The 19,500-nt window shown below is 72.2% G+C and carries 17 protein-coding genes, 1 tRNA gene and 1 pseudogene; 9 read left to right on the top strand and 10 right to left on the bottom strand.

All coding sequences use genetic code 11. The features are described from left to right. From rph to IEZ08_RS09015, 5 genes are all read left to right on the top strand, one after another. On the top strand, nt 1–717 hold the full coding sequence (rph, locus tag IEZ08_RS09035; protein WP_068921700.1) for a ribonuclease PH: 717 nt from the start codon (nt 1–3) through the stop codon (nt 715–717). Beyond that, a complete protein-coding gene (rdgB, locus tag IEZ08_RS09030; protein WP_068921701.1) occupies nt 714–1,370 on the top strand; it encodes an RdgB/HAM1 family non-canonical purine NTP pyrophosphatase in 657 nt (218 codons plus the stop codon). The genes rph and rdgB overlap by 4 nt, the downstream gene beginning before the upstream one ends. Nucleotides 1,371–1,514: 144 nt before the next feature. Continuing rightward, nucleotides 1,515–3,197: a molybdopterin-dependent oxidoreductase gene (locus IEZ08_RS09025; protein ID WP_189241985.1), complete on the top strand. Its 1,683-nt coding sequence runs from the start codon at nt 1,515–1,517 to the stop codon at nt 3,195–3,197. A 221-nt stretch (nt 3,198–3,418) separates the two neighbouring features. Then, entirely contained in the window at nt 3,419–4,168 is a 750-nt protein-coding gene (locus IEZ08_RS09020) for a toxin glutamine deamidase domain-containing protein (protein ID WP_229803004.1), read from the top strand. Then, the gene (locus tag IEZ08_RS09015) at nt 4,165–4,434 is read left to right on the top strand and encodes an SUKH-4 family immunity protein (protein ID WP_068921704.1); all 270 of its coding nucleotides are present in this window, start codon (nt 4,165–4,167) and stop codon (nt 4,432–4,434) included. Before IEZ08_RS09020 ends, IEZ08_RS09015 begins: the two co-directional genes overlap by 4 nt. Nucleotides 4,435–4,590: 156 nt before the next feature. Here IEZ08_RS09015 and IEZ08_RS09010 read toward each other — a convergent pair whose 3' ends face one another. The 3 genes from IEZ08_RS09010 to IEZ08_RS09000 all read right to left on the bottom strand — a co-directional run bounded on the left by IEZ08_RS09010 (nt 4,591) and on the right by IEZ08_RS09000 (nt 9,274). Beyond that, nucleotides 4,591–7,098, bottom strand: coding sequence for an ABC transporter permease (locus IEZ08_RS09010; protein WP_068921705.1), 2,508 nt, complete (start codon nt 7,096–7,098; stop codon nt 4,591–4,593). Between the two features lies 1 nt (nt 7,099). Continuing rightward, nucleotides 7,100–7,864, bottom strand: coding sequence for an ABC transporter ATP-binding protein (locus IEZ08_RS09005; RefSeq protein WP_084780898.1), 765 nt, complete (start codon nt 7,862–7,864; stop codon nt 7,100–7,102). A 228-nt stretch (nt 7,865–8,092) separates the two neighbouring features. After that, nucleotides 8,093–9,274, bottom strand: coding sequence for a hypothetical protein (locus tag IEZ08_RS09000; protein ID WP_203863303.1), 1,182 nt, complete (start codon nt 9,272–9,274; stop codon nt 8,093–8,095). 129 nt (nt 9,275–9,403) lie between these two features. Between IEZ08_RS09000 and IEZ08_RS08995 the strand changes: the two genes are divergently transcribed. Together IEZ08_RS08995 and IEZ08_RS08990 are read left to right on the top strand one after the other, a co-directional pair. Beyond that, entirely contained in the window at nt 9,404–10,561 is a 1,158-nt protein-coding gene (locus IEZ08_RS08995; RefSeq protein WP_141703653.1) for a sensor histidine kinase, read from the top strand. Further along, nucleotides 10,558–11,190, top strand: a complete 633-nt coding sequence (locus IEZ08_RS08990; protein ID WP_068921707.1) for a response regulator — start codon at nt 10,558–10,560, stop codon at nt 11,188–11,190. Before IEZ08_RS08995 ends, IEZ08_RS08990 begins: the two co-directional genes overlap by 4 nt. 25 nt (nt 11,191–11,215) lie before the next feature. Here IEZ08_RS08990 and IEZ08_RS08985 read toward each other — a convergent pair whose 3' ends face one another. The 5 genes and pseudogenes from IEZ08_RS08985 to bcp all read right to left on the bottom strand — a co-directional run bounded on the left by IEZ08_RS08985 (nt 11,216) and on the right by bcp (nt 14,770). Further along, the gene (locus IEZ08_RS08985; RefSeq protein WP_218061653.1) at nt 11,216–11,881 is read right to left on the bottom strand and encodes a response regulator; all 666 of its coding nucleotides are present in this window, start codon (nt 11,879–11,881) and stop codon (nt 11,216–11,218) included. A gap of 45 nt (nt 11,882–11,926) precedes the next feature. Beyond that, nucleotides 11,927–13,120: a sensor histidine kinase gene (locus IEZ08_RS40200; RefSeq protein WP_068928444.1), complete on the bottom strand. Its 1,194-nt coding sequence runs from the start codon at nt 13,118–13,120 to the stop codon at nt 11,927–11,929. A gap of 571 nt (nt 13,121–13,691) precedes the next feature. Beyond that, nucleotides 13,692–13,764 (bottom strand) — tRNA-Leu (locus tag IEZ08_RS08975). 28 nt (nt 13,765–13,792) lie between these two features. Further along, a pseudogene (locus IEZ08_RS40600) lies at nt 13,793–13,933 on the bottom strand (HNH endonuclease); the annotation flags it as partial. Between the two features lie 372 nt (nt 13,934–14,305). After that, entirely contained in the window at nt 14,306–14,770 is a 465-nt protein-coding gene (gene bcp, locus IEZ08_RS08965; RefSeq protein WP_068921708.1) for a thioredoxin-dependent thiol peroxidase, read from the bottom strand. A 110-nt stretch (nt 14,771–14,880) separates the two neighbouring features. Here bcp and IEZ08_RS08960 point away from each other — a divergent pair, with 110 nt between their 5' ends. Then, complete coding sequence (locus IEZ08_RS08960) at nt 14,881–15,219, top strand: DUF3618 domain-containing protein (protein ID WP_068921709.1); 339 nt, start codon at nt 14,881–14,883, stop codon at nt 15,217–15,219. A gap of 134 nt (nt 15,220–15,353) precedes the next feature. Here the strand turns inward: IEZ08_RS08960 and IEZ08_RS08955 are convergent, their stop codons facing one another. After that, nucleotides 15,354–16,547, bottom strand: coding sequence for an amino acid deaminase/aldolase (locus tag IEZ08_RS08955; protein ID WP_068921710.1), 1,194 nt, complete (start codon nt 16,545–16,547; stop codon nt 15,354–15,356). A gap of 152 nt (nt 16,548–16,699) precedes the next feature. Here IEZ08_RS08955 and IEZ08_RS08950 point away from each other — a divergent pair, with 152 nt between their 5' ends. Next, on the top strand, nt 16,700–17,317 hold the full coding sequence (locus IEZ08_RS08950; RefSeq protein ID WP_141703655.1) for a DUF6286 domain-containing protein: 618 nt from the start codon (nt 16,700–16,702) through the stop codon (nt 17,315–17,317). Between the two features lie 185 nt (nt 17,318–17,502). On the opposite strand, the gene IEZ08_RS08945 is transcribed toward IEZ08_RS08950, so the two are convergent. Continuing rightward, on the bottom strand, nt 17,503–19,500 hold the full coding sequence (locus IEZ08_RS08945) for a hypothetical protein (protein WP_176728327.1): 1,998 nt from the start codon (nt 19,498–19,500) through the stop codon (nt 17,503–17,505).

The raw sequence follows: 19,500 nt of genomic DNA, 5'->3' as shown, positions 1-19,500 counted from the left end.
ATGGCTCGTGCAGACGGACGTACTCCCGATCAACTCCGCCCGGTGACCATCACCCGGGGCTGGCTCGCCCACGCCGAGGGTTCGGTGCTCGTCGAGTTCGGCGGCACCAAGGTGCTGTGCGCCGCCTCGGTCCAGGACAGCGTGCCACGCTGGCGCAAGGGCAGCGGCCAGGGCTGGGTGACCGCCGAGTACGCCATGCTGCCGCGGGCCACCAACACCCGCAACGACCGCGAGTCGGTACGCGGCAAGATCGGCGGCCGGACGCACGAGATCTCCCGCCTGATCGGCCGGTCCCTGCGGGCCTGCGTCGACTACAGGCTCCTGGGCGAGAACTCCGTCCTGATCGACTGCGACGTGCTCCAGGCCGACGGCGGCACCCGGACCGCCGCCATCACCGGCGCGTACGTCGCGCTGGCCGACGCGATCCGCTGGATGCGGGAGCGGAAGATGTGCAAGGGCGACCCCCTGATCGGTTCGGTCGCCGCGGTCTCGGTCGGGGTCGTCGGCTCCGTCCCGCTCCTCGACCTCTGCTACACCGAGGACGTCGCCGCCGAGACGGACATGAACGTCGTGATGACCGGCTCGGGGGAGTTCGTCGAGGTCCAGGGCACCGCCGAGGGCAAGCCGTTCAACCGGGGCGCGCTCGACCAGCTGCTCGACCTCGGCATCGCCGGCTGCGCCGAGCTGACCCGCCTGCAGAAGGAGGCGCTCGCGTGAACGAGCGGACCGGCGGGCACGGCGGGTACGGCGGGCGCGAGGACACGGCGCCCGCCCGGGCCGTTCTGGCCACGCGGAACGGCGGGAAGATCACCGAGCTCCGTCGCATCCTGGCCGAGGCCGCGGTGCCGGTGGAGATCGTGGGCCTGGAGGAGTTCCCGGAGATCGGCGACGTCCCCGAGACCGGCCTGACCTTCGCCGAGAACGCCCTGCTGAAGGCGCACGCGGTCGCCCGTGCGTCGGGGCTGCCCGCGATCGCCGACGACTCCGGGCTGTGCGTGGACGCGCTGAACGGCATGCCGGGCATCTTCTCGGCCCGCTGGTCCGGCACGCACGGCGACGACAAGGCGAACCTGGATCTGCTGCTGGCCCAGGTCTCCGACGTGCCCGAGCCGCACCGGGGGGCGCACTTCGCGTGCGCGGCGGCGCTGGCCCTGCCGTCGGGGGAGGAGCGGGTGACCGAGGGCGCGCTCCGCGGCGTGATCATCCGTGCCCCGCGCGGGACCGGCGGCTTCGGCTATGACCCGATCTTCGTCCCGGAGGGTGAGCACCGGACGACCGCCGAGCTGGCGCCCGCCGAGAAGGACGCCATCAGCCACCGGGGCCGCGCCTTCCGCGCGCTCGCCCCGATCCTGGCCGAGCTGCTCGGCTGACCCGCCCGCGTCCGAGTACCCGACCGATCCGCTCGTCTGACGCACTCGCCTGATGCGCTCGGCTGGCGTGCCCGGCCGGCGTGCCCGACCGGCGTAATCAGCGCGTAAGAACCTCCACGCCCCGGCGGGCGTAGCGTCTGGAGCATGGAGAGCTACAGGGGCGTGCCCGCGTGGGCCGCGGCACTGGTCGGGCTGGTCACGGGGGCGGTGGCGCTCGGGGTGTCGTGGCTGGTCGCCGGGTTCGTGAGGGCCTCGGCCTTCCCTGTTCTCACGGTGGGCGACGCCCTCGTCGACCTGTCCCCGTCCTGGCTGAAGGAATGGGCCATCAGGACCTTCGGCGAGGCCGACAAGGCCGTCCTGCTCTCCGGCGTCCTCGTGGTCCTCGCCGCTCTCGCCGCCGGCACCGGGATCCTGGCCTCCCGCGATCTCCGGTACGGCCACGCCGCCCTGGCGGCCCTGGGCGCGATCGGCCTCGCCGCCGCGCTGACCCGTCCCGAGGCGGGCCCGGCCGACGCCCTCCCGGTCCTGGCAGGCGTCGCCGCAGGCATGGTGTCCCTCTCCCGGCTGGTCCGCCCCAGGACCGTCCGCCGCTCCGCCGCCTCCGGCCCGGACGCCCCCCGCCCCTGGTTCGGCCTGGGGACGGAGACCGGGCCCACCGCGCCGCGGTCCGTGGAGGAGGCGGGAACCGAGCCGGAGGCGAGGACGCCGGGCGGCGTGGCGGCGCCGCCGGTCATGCGGGCCGGGGAGGACCTCCGCTCCTTCGACCGGCGCGGGCTGCTGACCGGTCTGCTCGGCGGGGTGGTCGTGGCCGGGGCCACCGGCGTGGCGGGACGGCTGCTGTCCGGCAGCGCCGAGGTGGACGCGGCCCGCGTCGGGGTGGCGCTGCCGCCGCCCGCGCTCCCGGCCAGGCCGGTCCCCGCCGGGAGCGACCTCAAGATCAGAGGACTGTCGCCCTTCTTCACCCCCAACCGGGACTTCTACCGGGTGGACACCGCTCTCATCGTCCCCAGAGTCGACCCCGGCGACTGGACCCTGAAGATCCACGGCATGGTCGACCGGCCGGTCGAGCTGACCTTCGCCGACCTGATGAAACGGCCGCTGGTGGAGGCCGACGTCACCCTCTGCTGCGTCTCCAACGAGGTCGGCGGGCCGTACATCGGCAACGCCCGCTGGCTCGGCGCCCGCCTGGCAGACATCCTGCGCGAGGCGGGCGTCCACAGGGACGCCGACATGCTTCTGAGCGTCTCCGCCGACGGCTGGACCTGCGGCACCCCGGCCGACGTCGTCATGGACGGCCGGGACGCCCTCCTGGCGATCGCGATGAACGGCGAGGCGCTCCCCGTCGACCACGGCTTCCCCGCCCGGCAGGTCGTGCCGGGTCTGTACGGCTACGTCTCGGCGACCAAGTGGGTGACGGAGATCAAGGTCACCCGGTTCGACCGGGACGAGGCCTACTGGACGCCCCGGGGCTGGGCGGCCAAAGGGCCGATCAAGACGCAGTCGCGCATCGACCTGCCGAAAGCCGGGGCGAACCTCCGGCCGGGCCGTACGGTGATCGCCGGTGTGGCCTGGGCGCAGCACAAGGGGGTGGACGCGGTCGAGGTCCGCGTCGACGAGGGGAAGTGGCGGCAGGCGAGGCTGGCGGAGGCGCCCACGGCCGACACCTGGCGCCAGTGGGTGCTCGACGACTGGGACGCCACCCCGGGCAGGCACACCATCCAGGTGCGGGCCACCGACGCGACCGGCTACACCCAGACCTCCGCGGTGGCCCCGGTCGCCCCCGACGGCGCCACCGGCTGGCACACCGTCGAGGTCACGGTCGGCTGAGGCCCGTACCCGGCCCGGCGAGAACCGACCGCCGTACCGGTTCGGGGCCCGCCCGGAGGCGAGGACCGGTCCGCCGGGCCGGTCCTCCGCTCGGGGGCCCGCCCGGAGCGGCGGACCACAGGGGAGGACCGCTTCCCCCTTGATCTGGTCAACTCCCGGCGCCGCGCAGGTGAGCGCCCCTACCATCGAGGTGCGGCACGGATGGGCAAGGGGGGATTCGTGTGACGCGATGGTTTCTGCCTGCGGGGAGTTACAACCCGGTCGTGACCTCGGACGGGAAACGCTGGCGCGACTTCGAGCTGGAGGCCCCGGCCTCGGTGGTCGTGGCCGCGCCCCGGGAGCCCGAGCGGGGGCCGTGGCGTCCCTCCGGCCTCGACCGGTGCCGGCCGTACGGCATGCCGGGCGGCCTGGCGCGACCGGAGCCCCAGGCGCAGACGGACATCGAGCGGGCCGTGCCGGTCGACGACCGGGGAGAGCCGCGGCGCTTCCCCGACCCGCGCGGCATGTGGATCAGGCTGATCAACGGATCCGGCGTGGCCGACGACCCGTTCCGCGCCACCAACGCCATGGACTGCGCCCTGGCCACCCTGGCCACCTGGTACGGCGTGCCGACCGCCGCCGCGCCCCGCTACCCGGAGTACGACCGGATCGGCAAGCCGTTGCTCTCCGGGGAGACCGGCGGTCCGGCACGGGCCGAGCGCTGGCTGGGGCACCGCCTGCAGCACATCGGCCAGGGCCGCTACGCCTACACCCTCGTCGCCCAGCGGCTCCTGGGCGGCGGTCACGGCTCCGCCGCGCTCCTGGTCACCCGCTGGCCCAGCGGCGGCAGCCACGCCTGGAACGCGGTCAACTCCGGCGGCGAGGTCATCTGGATCGACGCCCAGCGGGGTCACATGGCGGTCGAGCCGCCCTACGAGTCCGTGACCGGGCTCTTCGCTGTGATCATCGACAGGGAGGGGGGCCGGCTGTGAACCTCGAACAGGCGAGGGCCGTCGCGGAGGAGTACTTCAACGGCGTCCGCCCCCTCGACTCCGCCCTGGAGGTCGGGATCTACGCCTTCAAGGAGGGCTACGTCGCCTGGTCGCGGGACTTCGAGCCCGACGACCCCGCCGCGCTGCCCGACACCGTCGGCGCCGCGTGCATCGTGATCGACAAGGCCAGCGGCGAGGTCGCCGTCCGCCCCCTCCTCAACCCCGAGACCGTCGCGGACCAGTGGCCGGGGCGCCGCCCCCGGTAGACGACCGGCCAGGAACAGCCGCCCACAAACGACCGGCCATGAAATGACCGGCCATGAAACGACCGGCGGCCGGGGCGCCGCCCCCGATGGGTCGGAGCCGACAGACGTCAGCCCCTCCCCGGGACGCCCCGGCCGCTCATCGCGGTCCCGTCCGGATCAGCCGGCGGCCAGCGAGTCGACGATGGAGGCGCGGGCCGCCCTGCGCGCGGGCAGCACCGCTGCCAGCACCCCGGCCAGGCCGGACAGCGCCACGAACGCCAGGACCTGCCCGGCCGGGAGCTGGAAGATCACGCCGGTGGTCATCGTGCTCGTCGCGGCCCAGCCGAACACCACGCCGAGCGCCACGCCGACCAGGGCGCCGATGACGCCCAGCACCAGCGCCTCGACCGACAACATCCGGCGCAGCTGCGGCCGGGTCAGGCCCAGCGCCCGCAGCAGGGCCGACTCGCGGGTGCGCTCGTGGACCGAGAGCGACAGCGTGTTGGCGATGCCCAGCAGCGAGATGAGGACCGCCAGGCCGAGCAGGCCCGTGATGATCATCAGCATCATGTCGAGCGCCTCGTCGAACTCGCCCCGCAGCTCGGTGGAGCTGATGACCATCGCCGTCGGGTACGGCTGCGCCGCCGCCTCCACCGCCTTGCGGGCGTTCTCCTCGGCCACGCCGTCCTTGACGTTGGCGAAGATCGCGCCGTCGTCGAGCGCGCCGAAGTAGCGGTCGAAATCCCCGTGCGGGACGGTCACCTCGGGGATCAGCGCGTCGGCCTCGGAGAACAGGGCCACCACCGTGAGCCGCACCTCGCCGTCCTTCGTGGTCGTCACCGGGAGCGCGTCCCCGACCTTGACGCCCAGAGCCTTCGCCGCCTCGTCGCCGACGGCCACCGTGCCGGGCTTTAGATCGCCGAAGGAGCCGGTCGTGGCCTTCGGACTGAACCCCGCGGCGGGGGTGAAGGTGCCGACCTCGAACTCGTTCCCCTTGGCGCCGGCCTTCGCGTCGGTGCGGCGCAGCGCCACCACCGAGGCCAGCTCGGGCCGGGTCCGCAGGTCCTCGGCCAGGGCACGCGGGAAGCTGCCCTCATCGCCCTGGACCTGGACCATGTAGTCGACCGGGAACTGCTCGTCGAGCTTGGCGCCGTAGGTGGCGCGCATCGTCGAGGTGAGCACCGAGATCAGCGTCATCAGCGCCACGCCGACGGTGAGCGCTACGGTCGTGGTCGCCGACCGCTTGGGGTTGCGGCGGGAGTTGTCCACCGCCAGCCTGCCGGGGACTCCGAAGAGCCGGCGCGGCACCCACCCGGCGACCGCGCTGAGCGGCTTGACCATCACCGGCCCGAGGATCAGCACCCCCAGGAAGGTGACGGCCCCGCCGGCCATGGCCATGAAGAGCTCGCTCTCGCCGGGGCCCGTGCTCACCGCGAAGGCCGTCACACCCGCCCCGGCCGCCAGGAACAGGCCGGCGAACACCAGCCGCAGCACCCCGGCCCGGAAGGTGTTCTCCTCCACCTGCGAGCGCAGCGCGGCGATCGGGGCGACCCTGGTGGCCGCCCGCGCCGGCAGCAGCGCCGCCACCACGGTGACCACGATGCCCAGCACCATGCCGACGGCGACGGTGCGCGGCGCCAGCGCCACGCCCTCGGTGGGAACCTCCAGCCCGGTCCGGCTGATCACCGCCAGCGCACCGGCCCCCAGCCCCAGCCCGGTCAGCAGGCCGAGCACCGAGGAGACCAGGCCGACCACCGCCGACTCCAGCACGACGGAGCCGAACACCTGCTTGCGGGTGGCCCCGATGCAGCGCAGCAGCGCCATCTCCCGGGTCCGCTGGGCGACGAGGATGTTGAACGTGTTGTAGATCACCAGCGCCGCGACGAACATCGCGACGAAGCCGAACAGCAGCAGACCCAGGGTCAGGACCTTGGTGTCCGCGCCGTTGGCCTTGGCCAGGTCCTCGGCGTAGCGCTTGCCCGTCTTGACCTCCACGCCGGAGCCCACGGCCGCGGAGACGGAGCCGCGAAGCGTCTCGGCCGGCACGCCCTCGGCGGCGGCCACGTCGATCTCCCGGAAGCCCTTCTGGCCGGTCATCTTCGCCGCGGTCTCGGCGGTGAAGCCGACCGCTCCGTAGTAGGCCAGCTCCTGGTCGAGCCCCACGTCGAACAACCCGACCAAGGTGAACTCGTGCTTGGCGCCCTCGGAGTCCAGCACCGTGACGGTGTCACCGACCGCGAACCCGCGCGTCTTGGCGGTGTTGGCGTCCAGTACGGCCTCCGCCGGCTTCTCCGGCGCCGTGCCGCTGGTGATCTCGGTCCGGTTGAGCCTGCCCTTCAGGATCGAGACGGCCGCGGTCGGGTAGTCGCCCACCGCCTTGCCGTCCTTGCCGATCAGCGGCGCCGAGCCCCGAACGACGCCCTGGACGTCCGCGACACCTTCGACCTCGCGGATCTTCTCCAGCAGGTCCGCCGGGACGGCGGGCTCGTCGCTCGTCTCCCCGGGCAGCACCACGACGTCGATCTTGTCCGCCGCCGCGGAGAACTTCCGCGAGAAACCCGTCTCGATGGTGTCGGTGAGCACGAACGTGCCCGCGATGAAGCCCACCCCCAGAGTGATGGCCAGGGAGGTGAGCAGCAGACGCAGCTTGTGCGCCCGCAGCCCGGCCAGAGTCGTCTTCAGCAACTCAGGCCTCCAGCTTCATCAGGGTGTCGAGCACCGACTGCGGGGTCGGCTGCACCAGCTCGTTGACCAGCAGGCCGTCCCGGAGGAACACCACCCGGTCCGCGTACGCCGCCGCGACCGGGTCGTGGGTGACCATCACGATCGTCTGGCCCAGCTCCCGAACCGACGTCCGCAGGAACGACAGCACCTCGGCGCCGCTGCGCGAGTCCAGGTTCCCGGTCGGCTCGTCGGCGAAGATGACCTGCGGCTTGCTGATCAGCGCCCGCGCCACCGCCACCCGCTGCTGCTGCCCGCCCGACAGCTCGGTCGGCTTGTGCGCCAGCCGGTCACGCAACCCCACCGTCTCCACGACCCGGTCGAACAGCACCTGGTCGGCCTGGCGGCCGGAGATCTCCAGTGGGAGCCGGATGTTCTGCTCGGCCGTCAGCGTCGGCAGCAGGTTGAACGCCTGGAAGATGAAGCCGATCCGCTCCCGGCGCAGCAGGGTGAGCTGCTTGTCGCCGAGCCCGGTCAGCTCCACGTCACCGATGTGCACCTGCCCGCCGGTGACCGTGTCCAGCCCGGCCAGGCAGTGCATCAGCGTGGACTTCCCGGACCCCGACGGACCCATGATCGCCGTGAATGCCCCGGTGGCGAAGGTGATGTCCACCCCCCGGAGGGCGTGCACGGCCGCGTCCCCCTGGCCGTAGACCTTGGTCAGCCCCCTGGCGACCACGGCGGGTGCCGAGTTCCCCCGCGCGTTCCACGCGCCGACCTCTCCGGTGATGGTCACGTCGATCTCTCCTTGGAACAGATCCGCTCTTCTGACACCGAAAACGCTATTGCCAGGCAAAACGCGATCCATCGGACTCGTGGACGGACTTCTCCTCACCCGAAGGGTCGGCCCCGCGGGAACCGTGAGACCAGCGAGGTAGATCCCTCTCATCCCTTTGGCCGACCCGCCCCACGACGAAAGTGGGCCGGACCTGCCGGAGCGCACCGGATCGGCCGCGGATCAGATCAGCCCGCACCGGCGGCACCTGTCCCGCCTGCGCAGGTAGTAGCCGGCGGTCGCGACACTCAGCGCCACCGCCCAGAGCGGCCAGTACGCGATCGGACTGGCCAGCCAGTCGGCCGGGTCCGCCCAGTCGGTGACGCGCACGGCCGTGGCGCCGGCCGAGGCCAGGGCGACCGAGACCACAGAGGCGAAGACGACCGGGAACATGAGGGGCACCGGCCTGCCGGCCAGCCCGATCACCCAGCGCGGCCAGACCTCGCCCCAGCGCTGCGCCAGCCCGAGCGTGAGCACGCCGCCGAGCGCGGCCAGCGTCGCCAGCCCGGCCCCGGCCCAGACCAGTCCCGACTCGTGCAGCCAGCGCAGTTCCTCCGCGGAGAACAGCAGCGGGATCTCCAGCGCCCACGCCCACCGGACCACGGCGTAGAAGAGCGGGATGACGAAGGCGACATAGGCCGCCCGGCGGCCCCAGCGCGCCGCCGAGGCCGGGTCCGTCCAGGAGGCGGCCCCGTCGTTCGATCGGCCGCAGCTCTCGCAGCGGTCACCGGTACGCCGCTGGAACGCCAGCGCCGCGGCCGTCCACAGCACCCCGCCGGTCGTGCAGATCAGCAGGTTCAGCACCGGCCACGGCAGCGCGGTCGCGAAGTAGTCCGCATCGGGCCAGCCCCAGGGCAACCCGACGAGGAAGATCGGCGCATACGCCAGCGCGACCAGGCCCCGCTGGTCGGGGACGAGCACGACCAGGGTGAAGGCGGCGGCCCACGCCAGGACCAGCGCCACGGCCCGCAGCGGGCCGCGCAGCCGTACCCTCGCCATGACCAGGGCCAGCACCGCGCCCGAGGCCCCCAGCGCCGCGATGACGGGCGCGGTCCCCGCCGCGGTCGCGGAACCGAGCAGCGACTCCTCCCGGGCACCGGGGACGTCGCCCTCCCCGAAGGGGAACCCCCTCCCGTCCAGCGCCCACCACAGCCCGAGAGCGCCGTAGAAGAGCGACCAGAGGCCCGCCGCGTAGACCGCCCAGCGCGGCCAGCGGGCCGTCGTCCGGACGATCGCCGTACCCCCGGCTCCCGTATCCGTGTGTGCCGTATTCCCGGGTGTCGTGCCCCCGGGTGTCGTGCCCCCGGGTGTCGTACGGCCGGGTGTCGTCCCCCCGGATGACCTGTCCATGGGTGTCGTGTCCATGGGTTCAGCGTGGGCCGCGGGCGGGTGCGCGGCCCATCTGCCGTTCGGCGGATCCCGCGCCTCCACCGCCACCCCTGACCCGCCGTTCGGCGGATCCCCCCGCCGGGTCTTCCCTCTACAGTCGGGATCATGGATGTGATCGCGGCCCTGCCGGCGCTGGCCGCCCTGACCGCACTCGCCGCGGCCTTCTTCGCGCCGGGAGTGCCCGCCGCACACGCGGCGGAGACGGCGGGGACCGTGTCGATTATGGTCACCGCCTCCTACCCGCTGCTGGGACGGCAGGCCGACGGCGGCCTCTGGATGATGGCCGAGACACCTCCGCTCCTCGCGCTCGTCCTGGTGGCGGCCCGGCGCGCCCCGGCCCGCAGGGCCGTCCTCTCGGCGGGGCTGCCCGGCGCGGCGGTCGCCCTGATGCTCGTGCGCGTCATGTGGCCCGGCGAGCCGTCCCTGATGATCGGAGGATGCGCGGGATGGTCCCTCCTGTCGATCGCCGCGGCCGGAACCGGCCTCTACCTGCGCTCCCTCGACACCGCCGGGCACCGTGCGGTGACCGAGGCCAGACGGGCACAGCGCCTCGCGCTCGCCCGCGACCTGCACGACTACGTCGCCCACGACCTCAGCGGAATCCTCGTCCAGGCACAGGCCGCCCGGATGGTGTCCGGCCCTTTGCCGCCCCCGGTCGCCGACGCGCTGCGCCGCATCGAGGAGGCCGGCCAGCGGGCCCTGGCCTCCATGGACCGGACCGTGGAGATGCTCCACGACCGGCCGGACGCCGGTGACGACCACCGCCTGCCCGGCATCGAAAGCCTGGAGAGCCTGGTCGGCGGATTCTCGCCGCCGGCGAGCCTGACCGTGACGCCCGGCCTCGACCTGCCACGAGAGACGTCCGCCACCGTCTACCGTGTGGTGACCGAGGCGCTCACCAACGTGCGCAGGCATGCCGGAGCGGCGACCCGCGTGGCCGTCGAGGTCACCGCGGGGGGCGGGGCCGTACGGGTACGGATCACCGACGACGGAGGACGCCGGTCCGGAACGACCGACCAGGACGGATCGGGCAGAGACGGATCCCTCGGCGGCGGATCCCTCGGCGGCGGATCCGGAAGGGGCGGGTTCGGACTGATCGGCCTGTCCGAGCGCGTCGGGGTCCTGGGCGGCTCCCTGACGGCGGGCCCCACCCGGGACGGATGGCACGTAACCGCCGTCCTGCCCGCGGAGACCGTGCCCGATGTCACCCTGCCCGCGGAGATCGTGCCCGATGTCACCCTGCCCTCGGAGGCGACGCCATGACCACCCGGATCCTCCTCGCCGACGACCAGGAGGACGTGCGCGTCGGCTTCCGCCTCATCCTCGACTCCCAACCCGACATGACCGTCGTGGCCGAGGCCGCCGACGGGCGGAGCGCGGTCGACCAGGCCCGCCACCTCCGCCCCGACGTGGTCCTCGCCGACATCCGCATGCCCCGCCTGGACGGCCTGGAGGTCACCAGGATCCTGGCCGCCGAGACACGGGTCATCGTGGTGACCACCTTCGACCTCGACGAATACGTCCACACGGCACTGCGCAACGGAGCCTGCGGATTCCTGCTGAAACGATCAGGCCCCACCCTGCTCATCGAGGCCGTCCGCGCCGCCATGGCCGGAGACACACTGATCAGCCCCCAGATCACCGTCCGGCTCCTGCAGCGCCTGGGCGTCCCCGCCGAACCGGGCCCGCCTCTCGCCGAACCGCTGACCGGCCGCGAACTGGAGATCGCCCGCCTCGTCGCCCGAGGCGGAACGAACGCCGACATCGCCGCCGAACTGGTGATCAGTCCCGGAACGGTGAAGACCCACATCGCCAACATCCAGCGCAAGACCGGCGCCGCCAACCGCGTCGGAATCGCCGCCTGGGCATGGAGCTCAGGCCACATGGACTGACCGTGCCCCCCGGCCGCGCCGCGGCCTAACCCGCCGAATGCGGAACGACCAACCCCGACTCGTAGGCGTACACGACCGCTTGAGTCCGATCCCGCAACCCCAGCTTCGCCAGGACCCGGCCCAGATGCGTCTTCACCGTCGCCTCAGCCAGATCCAGCCGAGTGGCGATCTCCATATTGGACAGCCCCCGCGCCACGAGCACCAGCACCTCCCGCTCCCGCGCGGTCAACCCCGACAACGCCGGCGGCTCCACCCCGCCCGGCGAGGGCAGATGAACCGAGAAACGCTCCAGCAACCGCCGTGTCGTGCTCGGCGCCACCACCGAATCCCCGTTGTGCACCGACCGGATGGCACTGACCAGATCCGCCGGAGGCACGTCCTTCAACAGGAACCCCGACGCCCCCGCCTTCAACGCGGCGAAAGCGTACTCGTCCAGATCGAAGGTGGTCAGGATCAACACCTTCGGCCGTCCACCCCGCGCGCAGATCGACCGCGTCGCCTCCACCCCGTCCATGACCGGCATACGCACGTCCATCAACACGACGTCCACCTCGGCCGAACCCACCGCCTCGACTGCGGCCCGCCCGTCGGCGGCCTCCGCCACGACCTCGATGTCCGGCTGCGCGCCGAGCACCATGCGGAACCCCGTCCGCAGCAACTCCTGATCATCGACCAGCATCACCCGGATCACCGGCCACTCACGCTCCCACCCGCCGACACATCCGCACCCATCCCATCACGCCGCACGATCGGCCCCCAGCTCACCCACCGGCAACCGCGCCACCACCCCGAACCCGCCCCCCGGCCGCGGCCCCGCCTGCACCGTCCCGCCGAACACCGCCGCCCGCTCCCGCATCCCCACCAGGCCATGACCACCCGGCCGCGACTGCGCCGCCGCCCCCCGGCCGTCATCGGAGACCCGCACCACCAGCTCACGCACGCCGTACTCCAACTCCACCGACGCCGCACTCCCCGGACCACCATGCTTGAGCGTGTTGGTCAACGCCTCCTGGACGATCCGGTACACCGTCAGCTGCTCGCCCTCCGGAAGCTCCACCGGATCACCCACCACCCGGAACTCCACCGGCAACCCCGACGACCGCACCCGCGCCACCAGGTCATCCAGCTCCGCCAGACTCGGCTGCGGCGCGTAATCCTCCGCCTCGCCGCCATCGGCCCGCAGCACCCCCACCATCCGGCGCATCTCCGCCAGCGCCCGCCGGCCCGTCGCCGAAATGGTCCGCACCGCCTGCCGCGCCAGCTCCGGATCACCCTCGATCGCGTACGCCGCCCCGTCCGCCTGAACGATCATCACGCTCACGTTGTGCGCCACCACGTCGTGCAGCTCCCGCGCGATCCGCGCCCGCTCCTCCGCCGCCGCCAGCCGCGCCCGCTGATCCCGCTCCCGCTCCGCCCGCTCGGCCCGCTCCTCCAGGCCCTCCAGATAACGCCGCCGCGTGTTGGCGTAGATCCCCGAGATCCAGATCGCCACCACGAACACCGACGTACTCGCCCACGTCTCGAAATCCGGATCCTCCGTGATCCGCCCGAACGCCAGCGCCAGCCCCAGCTCCGTCACCAGACCCGCCACGACCGCCCACCGCGCCGAACACAACGACGCCACGGTGTACATCGCCACCAGCACCGCGAGATTGAACGGAGTCGGCTCCACCCCCAGGCACCACTGCACGAAACTGATCCCCGAGACTGCCGCGAACACCCCCCGGGGCCACCGCCGCCGCCAGAACAGCGGCACCACCAGCACCACGCCCAGCACCGCGTACCACCAGAGCGGAGCCCCGCCCGTGAACCCGGGCATCGTCATATACAGACCCAGAAAAAGCAGGCAGAGACCCACAAACGGCGCCAACCACAGCGCGCTCACAACCCCCGCATGGCGCCGACCCCAGGCGCGAAATCTGCCGAACACACCATCCACCCTACGTATCCGCAGATCAGAGCCCTTCCCCCGTAAGGGGGAGACGCGCCTACGACCCAAGTCGCACACCGAGAACCGCTTACACCGCCCTTACGCCCCCTACGGCACCATCATTACGGGGAACACCCTTCTGGGTGAGTAAAGGGAGAATGTTTGTGACAGCGGATCACAACGACGCCGGGCCGCGCGGCGCAGAAGACGCCCCGCGCGCCCCGGCGGTCCCCAACCGCCCCCACAGCCGCTGACCAGGCGGCACTCTCCAGATCTCTCTCGAAGATCTCTCCCGGCCGGCGACAGGTCTGGCGACTCTCAGGTCGGCCCGCCACTCCCGGCCCCTGGAACGGCACTCCACGGCTCCGCACCCGCCTCGCCCCCGGACGCGGCATAGTCGTCTCGCATGGCCTTCTCCCGGAGCAGGCCGAGCGCCTCTCCTATCACGGCGGAGCGCGATGCGGAATTATTTCGGAAAATATAGTCCCTGAGGAAGAAATCATCCTGAGGGGAAATGGTCACGCTGGTCGTCACCGATCTGAGGGTGACCGCACGATTTATCTCTCGCTCGTGGGGTTGGCGGGACTCGAACCCGCGCTTTACGCCACCTAAAGACGTCGCCTCTGCCGCTGGGCTACAACCCCTTTTCTTGCCTGCGAAATTCTCTGTCTGTGAATGACAGTTAGGGCAGAGAAAGCGCAGGTTCTTTATTCTGTTGTCCAGCCAGTCGCCGCTGACGTGATCAATGTGCAGGGTCAAGGGCTGTCCTTGCCAGACACCCTCGATCTTACATCCCGCGCAATGGTACGGCATCCCCGATTCGATCAGGGCGCGCCTGAGACGTGCGGGGGAGGGGCGTGGGCTTCCCTCTGGTAGGACGACCAGTATCTGTGCGGGACGTCGACGCCGTGGCGAGGGTTTGCCCTTGTTGGAGGGGACCCTGCGGAAGTGGGAGGTGTCGATCTTGAAGCGCTTCAGCTGGCGGCTGATGTGAGCGTGGTTGCCGCCCGCGATGGTGATGCCGAGGCGGCGCAGGACGTCGGCGATGCTGTGGGAGTCGGCGGCGGCCTCCGCCAGCATCTCGGGGGTGTATTTGTACTTTGTTGCCATGCCCCAAGCCTATGGAGGGGGTCCGACAATTCTTGGGGCACTGGCAAAATGCATTAAATGGTGGGAACGGGGTATTCAGTCGATTCCGAGTTCGCGGCGGAGGCGGGCGACGTGGCCGGTGGCCTTCACGTTGTAGAGGGATTTCTCGATTTTTCCGTCGGGGTCGATGACGAAGGTGGAGCGGATGACGCCGAGGGTGGTCTTGCCGTACATCGTCTTCTCGCCGTAGACGCCGTAGGCGTTGTGGACCTCCAGGCCGGGGTCGGAGAGCAGCGGGAAGGTGAGGGCGTCGTGCTCGGCGAATTTGGCGAGCTTGGCCGGGGTGTCCTTGGAGACGCCGAGGACGGCGATGCCCGCGGCGGCCAGTGAGTCGAGGCTGTCGCGGAAGTCGCAGGCCTGCTTGGTGCAGCCGGGGGTCATGGCGGCGGGGTAGAAGTAGAGGATGACGCGCCGGCCGCGGTAGGTGTCCAGGGACACGGTGGTTCCGTCGGCGGCCGGGAGGGTGAAGTCCGGGGCGGCGTCGCCTGGTTCGAGTTTCATGGTTCTCCTCGGTGGAACGGTTCGGGGTCAACTTACCGGCCTGTCCGGAGTGTCGCCGGGGGGTGGGACCTGACAGACTGATCAATGTCAAGGGTTGCGAGAGGAGAGTCATGGCGGACACCGATCCCGCGGAGCTGGAGCGGCGGATCGAGCGCTCGCGCGCGGAGTTGGCCCGGACGGTTGACGCCATCGCGGACAGGGTGAGTCCCAAGAACGTCGCGCGGCGGACCGTTGCCCGGGCGGAGGCGAACGCGAAGGAGTTCGTCTTCTCCCTGGGGGAGAGGATCGGGGACGTGGTGGGGGTCAATTCTCGCCCGGCCAAGCTGGAGGACGAGTCCGACGATCTGTGGGCGGACGAGCAGCCGGGGCTGGCGCCGGTGCTGATCGGCGTGGGCGCGGTGCTGGTGGTGGGGGCGGCGGTCATGCTCTGGCGGCGCCGCCGCCGGTGATGGCGCGCCGTCGCGCCGATGACGGTGTGTCGTCGCCGGCGGCGGCGCGCCGTCCCGGGTGAGGGGGCTTCGCGGCGCCGGTGGCCCCGGTGGCGTGCGGTCCCGGTGCCGTGTTCCCGCGAGGGTCGTTCCTTTTATAGGAAGGTACGGCCCTCGCCGCGGTAGGTGGGGACCTCCTCGACGACCTTGTCGCCCTCGATGAGGTGGAGGGTGGCGAAGCGTTCGCAGAGTTCGCCGGCTTTGGCGTGGCGGAACCAGACGCGGTCGCCGACGCGCAGGTCCTCGGCGGCCTGGCCGGTGAGGGGGGTCTGGACTTCTCCGGCGCCTTCGTCGGGGGCGTAGCGCAGGCCGGGCGGGAGGTAGGGCTGGGGGAGACGGTGGGGTCCGGGCGGGCCGGAGGCGACGTAGCCGCCGCCGAGGACGGTGACGGTTCCGGGGGCGGGGCGGCGGACCACGGGGAGGGCGAACAGGGCGGCGGGGCGGCCGGTGAAGTCGCGGTAGAAGTCGAAGAGGCGGGGGTGGAAGAAGCCGGATCCGGCGGCGATCTCGGTGACGGCCTTCTCGCGGGTGGTGCTGCCGATGCTGCCGGTGCCGCCGCCGTTGACGAACTCCAGGTCGGTGACCTGGCGGACGGCCTGGACGATGCGGCCTCTGCGCATGACGAGTTCGCGGCGGGACAGGCTCTGCATCCAGCGGATGGCGGGGGTGAGGGCGGATCTGCCCGGCGGGTCGTCGCCGACTCCGGCGATCTGGGCTTCGTAGGCCATGAGGCCGGTGAGGCGGAGGCCGGGGCGTTTGGCGGTGTCGGCGGCGAGGTCGGCGGCCTGGTCGGCTTCGCGGACGGGGGAGCGGAGGGCGCCTGCCCGGAATCTGCCGCCGAGGGCGAGGTATCCGGCGTCGATGTCGAGGCAGATCCGGAGCTCGTGGCGGTCGCGGACGCCGGAGACGGCGGATTCGATGAAGTCGAGGTGTTCGGGGCGGTCGATCGTGATGGTGATCTCCCGGGCGGCGCGGGGGTCGGCGGCCAGCTGGGCGAGGGCGGTCCGGTCGGCGGTGGGGTAGGCCACGAGCACGTCGCGCAGGCCGGTGGAGACGAGCCAGAGGGCTTCGGGAAGGGTGAAGGCCATGATCCCGGTGAAGCCGTCCATGTCGAGGATGCGGGTGAGGACGGGCCGGGAGCGGATGGACTTGCTGGCGACCCGGATGGGTTTGCCGTGGGCGCGCCGGGTCATGGCGGTGGCGTTCGCGTGCAGGGCTGCGAGGTCGAGCACGGCGAAGGGGGGTTCCAGGTGCGCGGTGGCCCGGTCGTAGCGCTGGCGGTCGTCCATGGGGGAAGGATAACCCCGCCCGTCCTAACGTGAGTACTGCTCACATTTGTGGACGCCGGTAAATTCTCCCGCCACGACGGGTCCGGGGTCGGGCAAGTGGCGGAGCCGCGTCCCGCCCCGGAGTACCGGTGACCGCTACACCTGACCGGGTGATGACTACTCTCCAGGGAAGCCTGGCGGGCACGGCGAGCCCTTCGGTGGGGGAACGCCCGCGTGCGATCCGCCGCAGGTCGGTACGGCTGCTCCGGCCGGATCGGGGGCCGGCGGGGGTGACGGCGGCACTGGTCGTCTCCGTCACGCTGTCGGCGTCGGCGGGGACGACGGTCGGGTTGCTGACGGGCTCGCCCTTCGGGCTGGTGCCGTACCAGAAGCTCGCCTCCGGAGTCGGGGCGCTGAGCTGGTCGGATCCCGCAGTGGTCGCCGTGACGCTGTTCATGATGATGGCGGGCGTGCTGCTGGTGGTGCTCGCCGCGGTCCCCGGGCGGACCCGGCTGGTGCCGCTGGAGACGAACGATCCGCTGACGGTGATCGGCCTGACCCGGTCGGGGCTCCGCCGTACGCTGCGGGGCGCGGCCGAGTCGGTGGACGGGGTGCAGCGGGCTCGGGTCCGCCTGCGGGCGCGGCAGGTCGAGGTCATCGTGATCACCGGCGAGGAGCGGGCCGGGCCGCTGCTCCGGCAGGTGGGCACGGCGGTCGGGGACCGGCTGGCGAGCGTGGGGGCGATGTACGGCGGCGAGGTCGTGGTCCGGCTGCGCGGGCGGGTGAACTGATGAAGCCGTACCTGGGCAACCGGATCGGCCTGGCCGTCACCGGGACCGTGCTGGCGGGGGCCGGGCTCTACGGTTTCCTGCGGGGACAGGAGCAGGTGTCCGGCCGGTCGGGCGTGGAGCCGATCCTCGACCCGGGGTTGCCCGCCCGGCTGGCCGACGACCCGTGGGCGGGGTGGCTGGTGGCGCTAGTACTTGTAGTACTGACGCTGATGACCATGTGGTGGCTGCTGCGCTCCCTGGGCTGGGGGCGGTGGGGGAGCCGCAGCGGGACCGGGACCGCGATGCTGGGGGTCGCCCTTAAAGAAGTCGAAGGACTCAGCCGGATCCGGGTCAGATCGGTGGAGGGCGACCGGGTCCGGATCGCGGTGAGCTGCGGTCCCTCGGCCGACATCGGCAGGCTCGTGACGCGGGTGAACAAGGACGCCGTCCACAAGGTCCGCCGGGCGCTTGGGGACGAGGCGCTGGGGGCGCTCGTCCGCCTGCACGTCCGGCGCCGCTGAGGCGGAGAACGTCGCCGAGGCCGCCGTGGGCGCCTCCTCCGGCGGGAGCATCCACGGGCTTCGCTCCGCCGTCCAGGACTCCTCCGGCGGCCAGGGATCGTCCGGCCGCGGTCTCCTCGGCCCGCCCGTCTCGGGCTCCGAGGGGTCCGAGGGGTCCGAGGGCTCCGCGGGCTCGCCGGGCTCCGCGGAGTCGGAGAGGCCGCGGGGCTCGCGCACACCGAAGGCCAGCCCCGCCGCCAGGCAGGCGAGGGGGACGGCGGGGACCACGTAGCGGTGGTCGAAGGCCGCGATGAACGGCGGCAGCACGACCAGCATGGTGGCGGCCGCCCACGGCAGCAGCGCCGCGCCGCCGAGGGCCGGGCCGCCCGGCCCCCGCGGGTTCTCCCGGGAGGGGCGCTCGCGGTGGGCTCCCTCCGTCCGGCGGGGACGGCGGACGCCGAAGGGGCCTTCGACGGAGACGCGCAGGCGGGTGAGGACGCCGATCAGGCCGATGAGGAGGATGACGCCGAAGAAGGGGCCGCGGAGGAAAGCGTTCTCCTGGTAGGCGCGCAGCCAGCTCGCGTACGGCTCGACAGTACGGACGTCACCGGGCTCCCCCTGGTAGGCGGTGACGAGTTCCCCGGCGGTACGGCCCCGGCTGGCGGGGCCGTCCGGCAGGGGACCCGGGGTGGCGGGGAAGACGTAGGCGCTCTGGTCGCCCTCGGTCGGGTAGACGCGGCGGGTCCAGTCGAAGATGTGGGCCACGTCGGTCAGGCCGGCCCGGAGGAAGTCCGCGGGCTGGGCCATGATGGCCTGCGTGGCGAAGTCCCCGGCGAGCGCGTCGCGTTCGGCCCACTCGCCTTTGATCTTGTTGAAGGGGGAGTCGCCGCCCCAGATGTAGACCGGCGGCGGCTTGCGCTCGCTCAGCGGTTCGGTGGGGCAGAGCGCGGCCTCCGGCCCGATGGGGAGGATCTTCGCGCAGTCGGCGAAGGTCATCGTACGCGCCCACAGGAAGGCGTTGCCCCGGGTGAGCCCGTAGGTGCCGTGCTCGGACTCGAACCAGACGGCGTACCCGCCGAAGGTGATCGCGCTCGCCGTCGCGGTGGCGACCACCGCCCTCCACCCGGCCCGGCGGATCACCAGGCAGACCAGTACGACGGCGATCAGCGGCAGCCCGATGGTCCGGGTGACGGTGGCCGCGGCCAGCAGGAACCCGGCGAGCAGGGCGACCCGGGCGGCGGGCCGCCGCCGCCACAGCAGCAGCGTCACCGCCAGCACCGCGAGGAACTGGAAGAGCAGGTCCGCCATGACGAGGTGCTCAAGCTGGATCTGGTGGGCGTCCAGCAGGACGGGGAGCGCGGCGAGCGTCGCGCCCCATCCCGGCAGCCCGGCCAGGCGGCGCAGCAGGAGATAGACGCAGACGGCGACGGCCAGCCCCATCAGGTGCTGGACCACCACCACGGCCTGGACGCTCTGCAGCGGGCTCAGCGACCACAGGAACAGCGAGTAGCCGGAGGGACGCGACTCCAGGGGCCGGACGTCGAGGGCGGCGCCCAGGTAGGCGAAGGAGTCGGCCCAGAACCACAGGGCGGGGCGGTACCCCAGCACGGCCAGGACCCGCAGCGCGCCGCCGATCAGCAGCGCGACCGTGAACAACCAGTGCCTGCGGAGGAAGCGGCCCACCGGACGGATTCCCGTTGTCAC

Source organism: Planobispora rosea (assembly GCF_014648175.1).
Lineage (GTDB): Bacteria > Actinomycetota > Actinomycetes > Streptosporangiales > Streptosporangiaceae > Planobispora > Planobispora rosea.
This window is presented reverse-complemented; position numbering and strand designations above follow the sequence as displayed.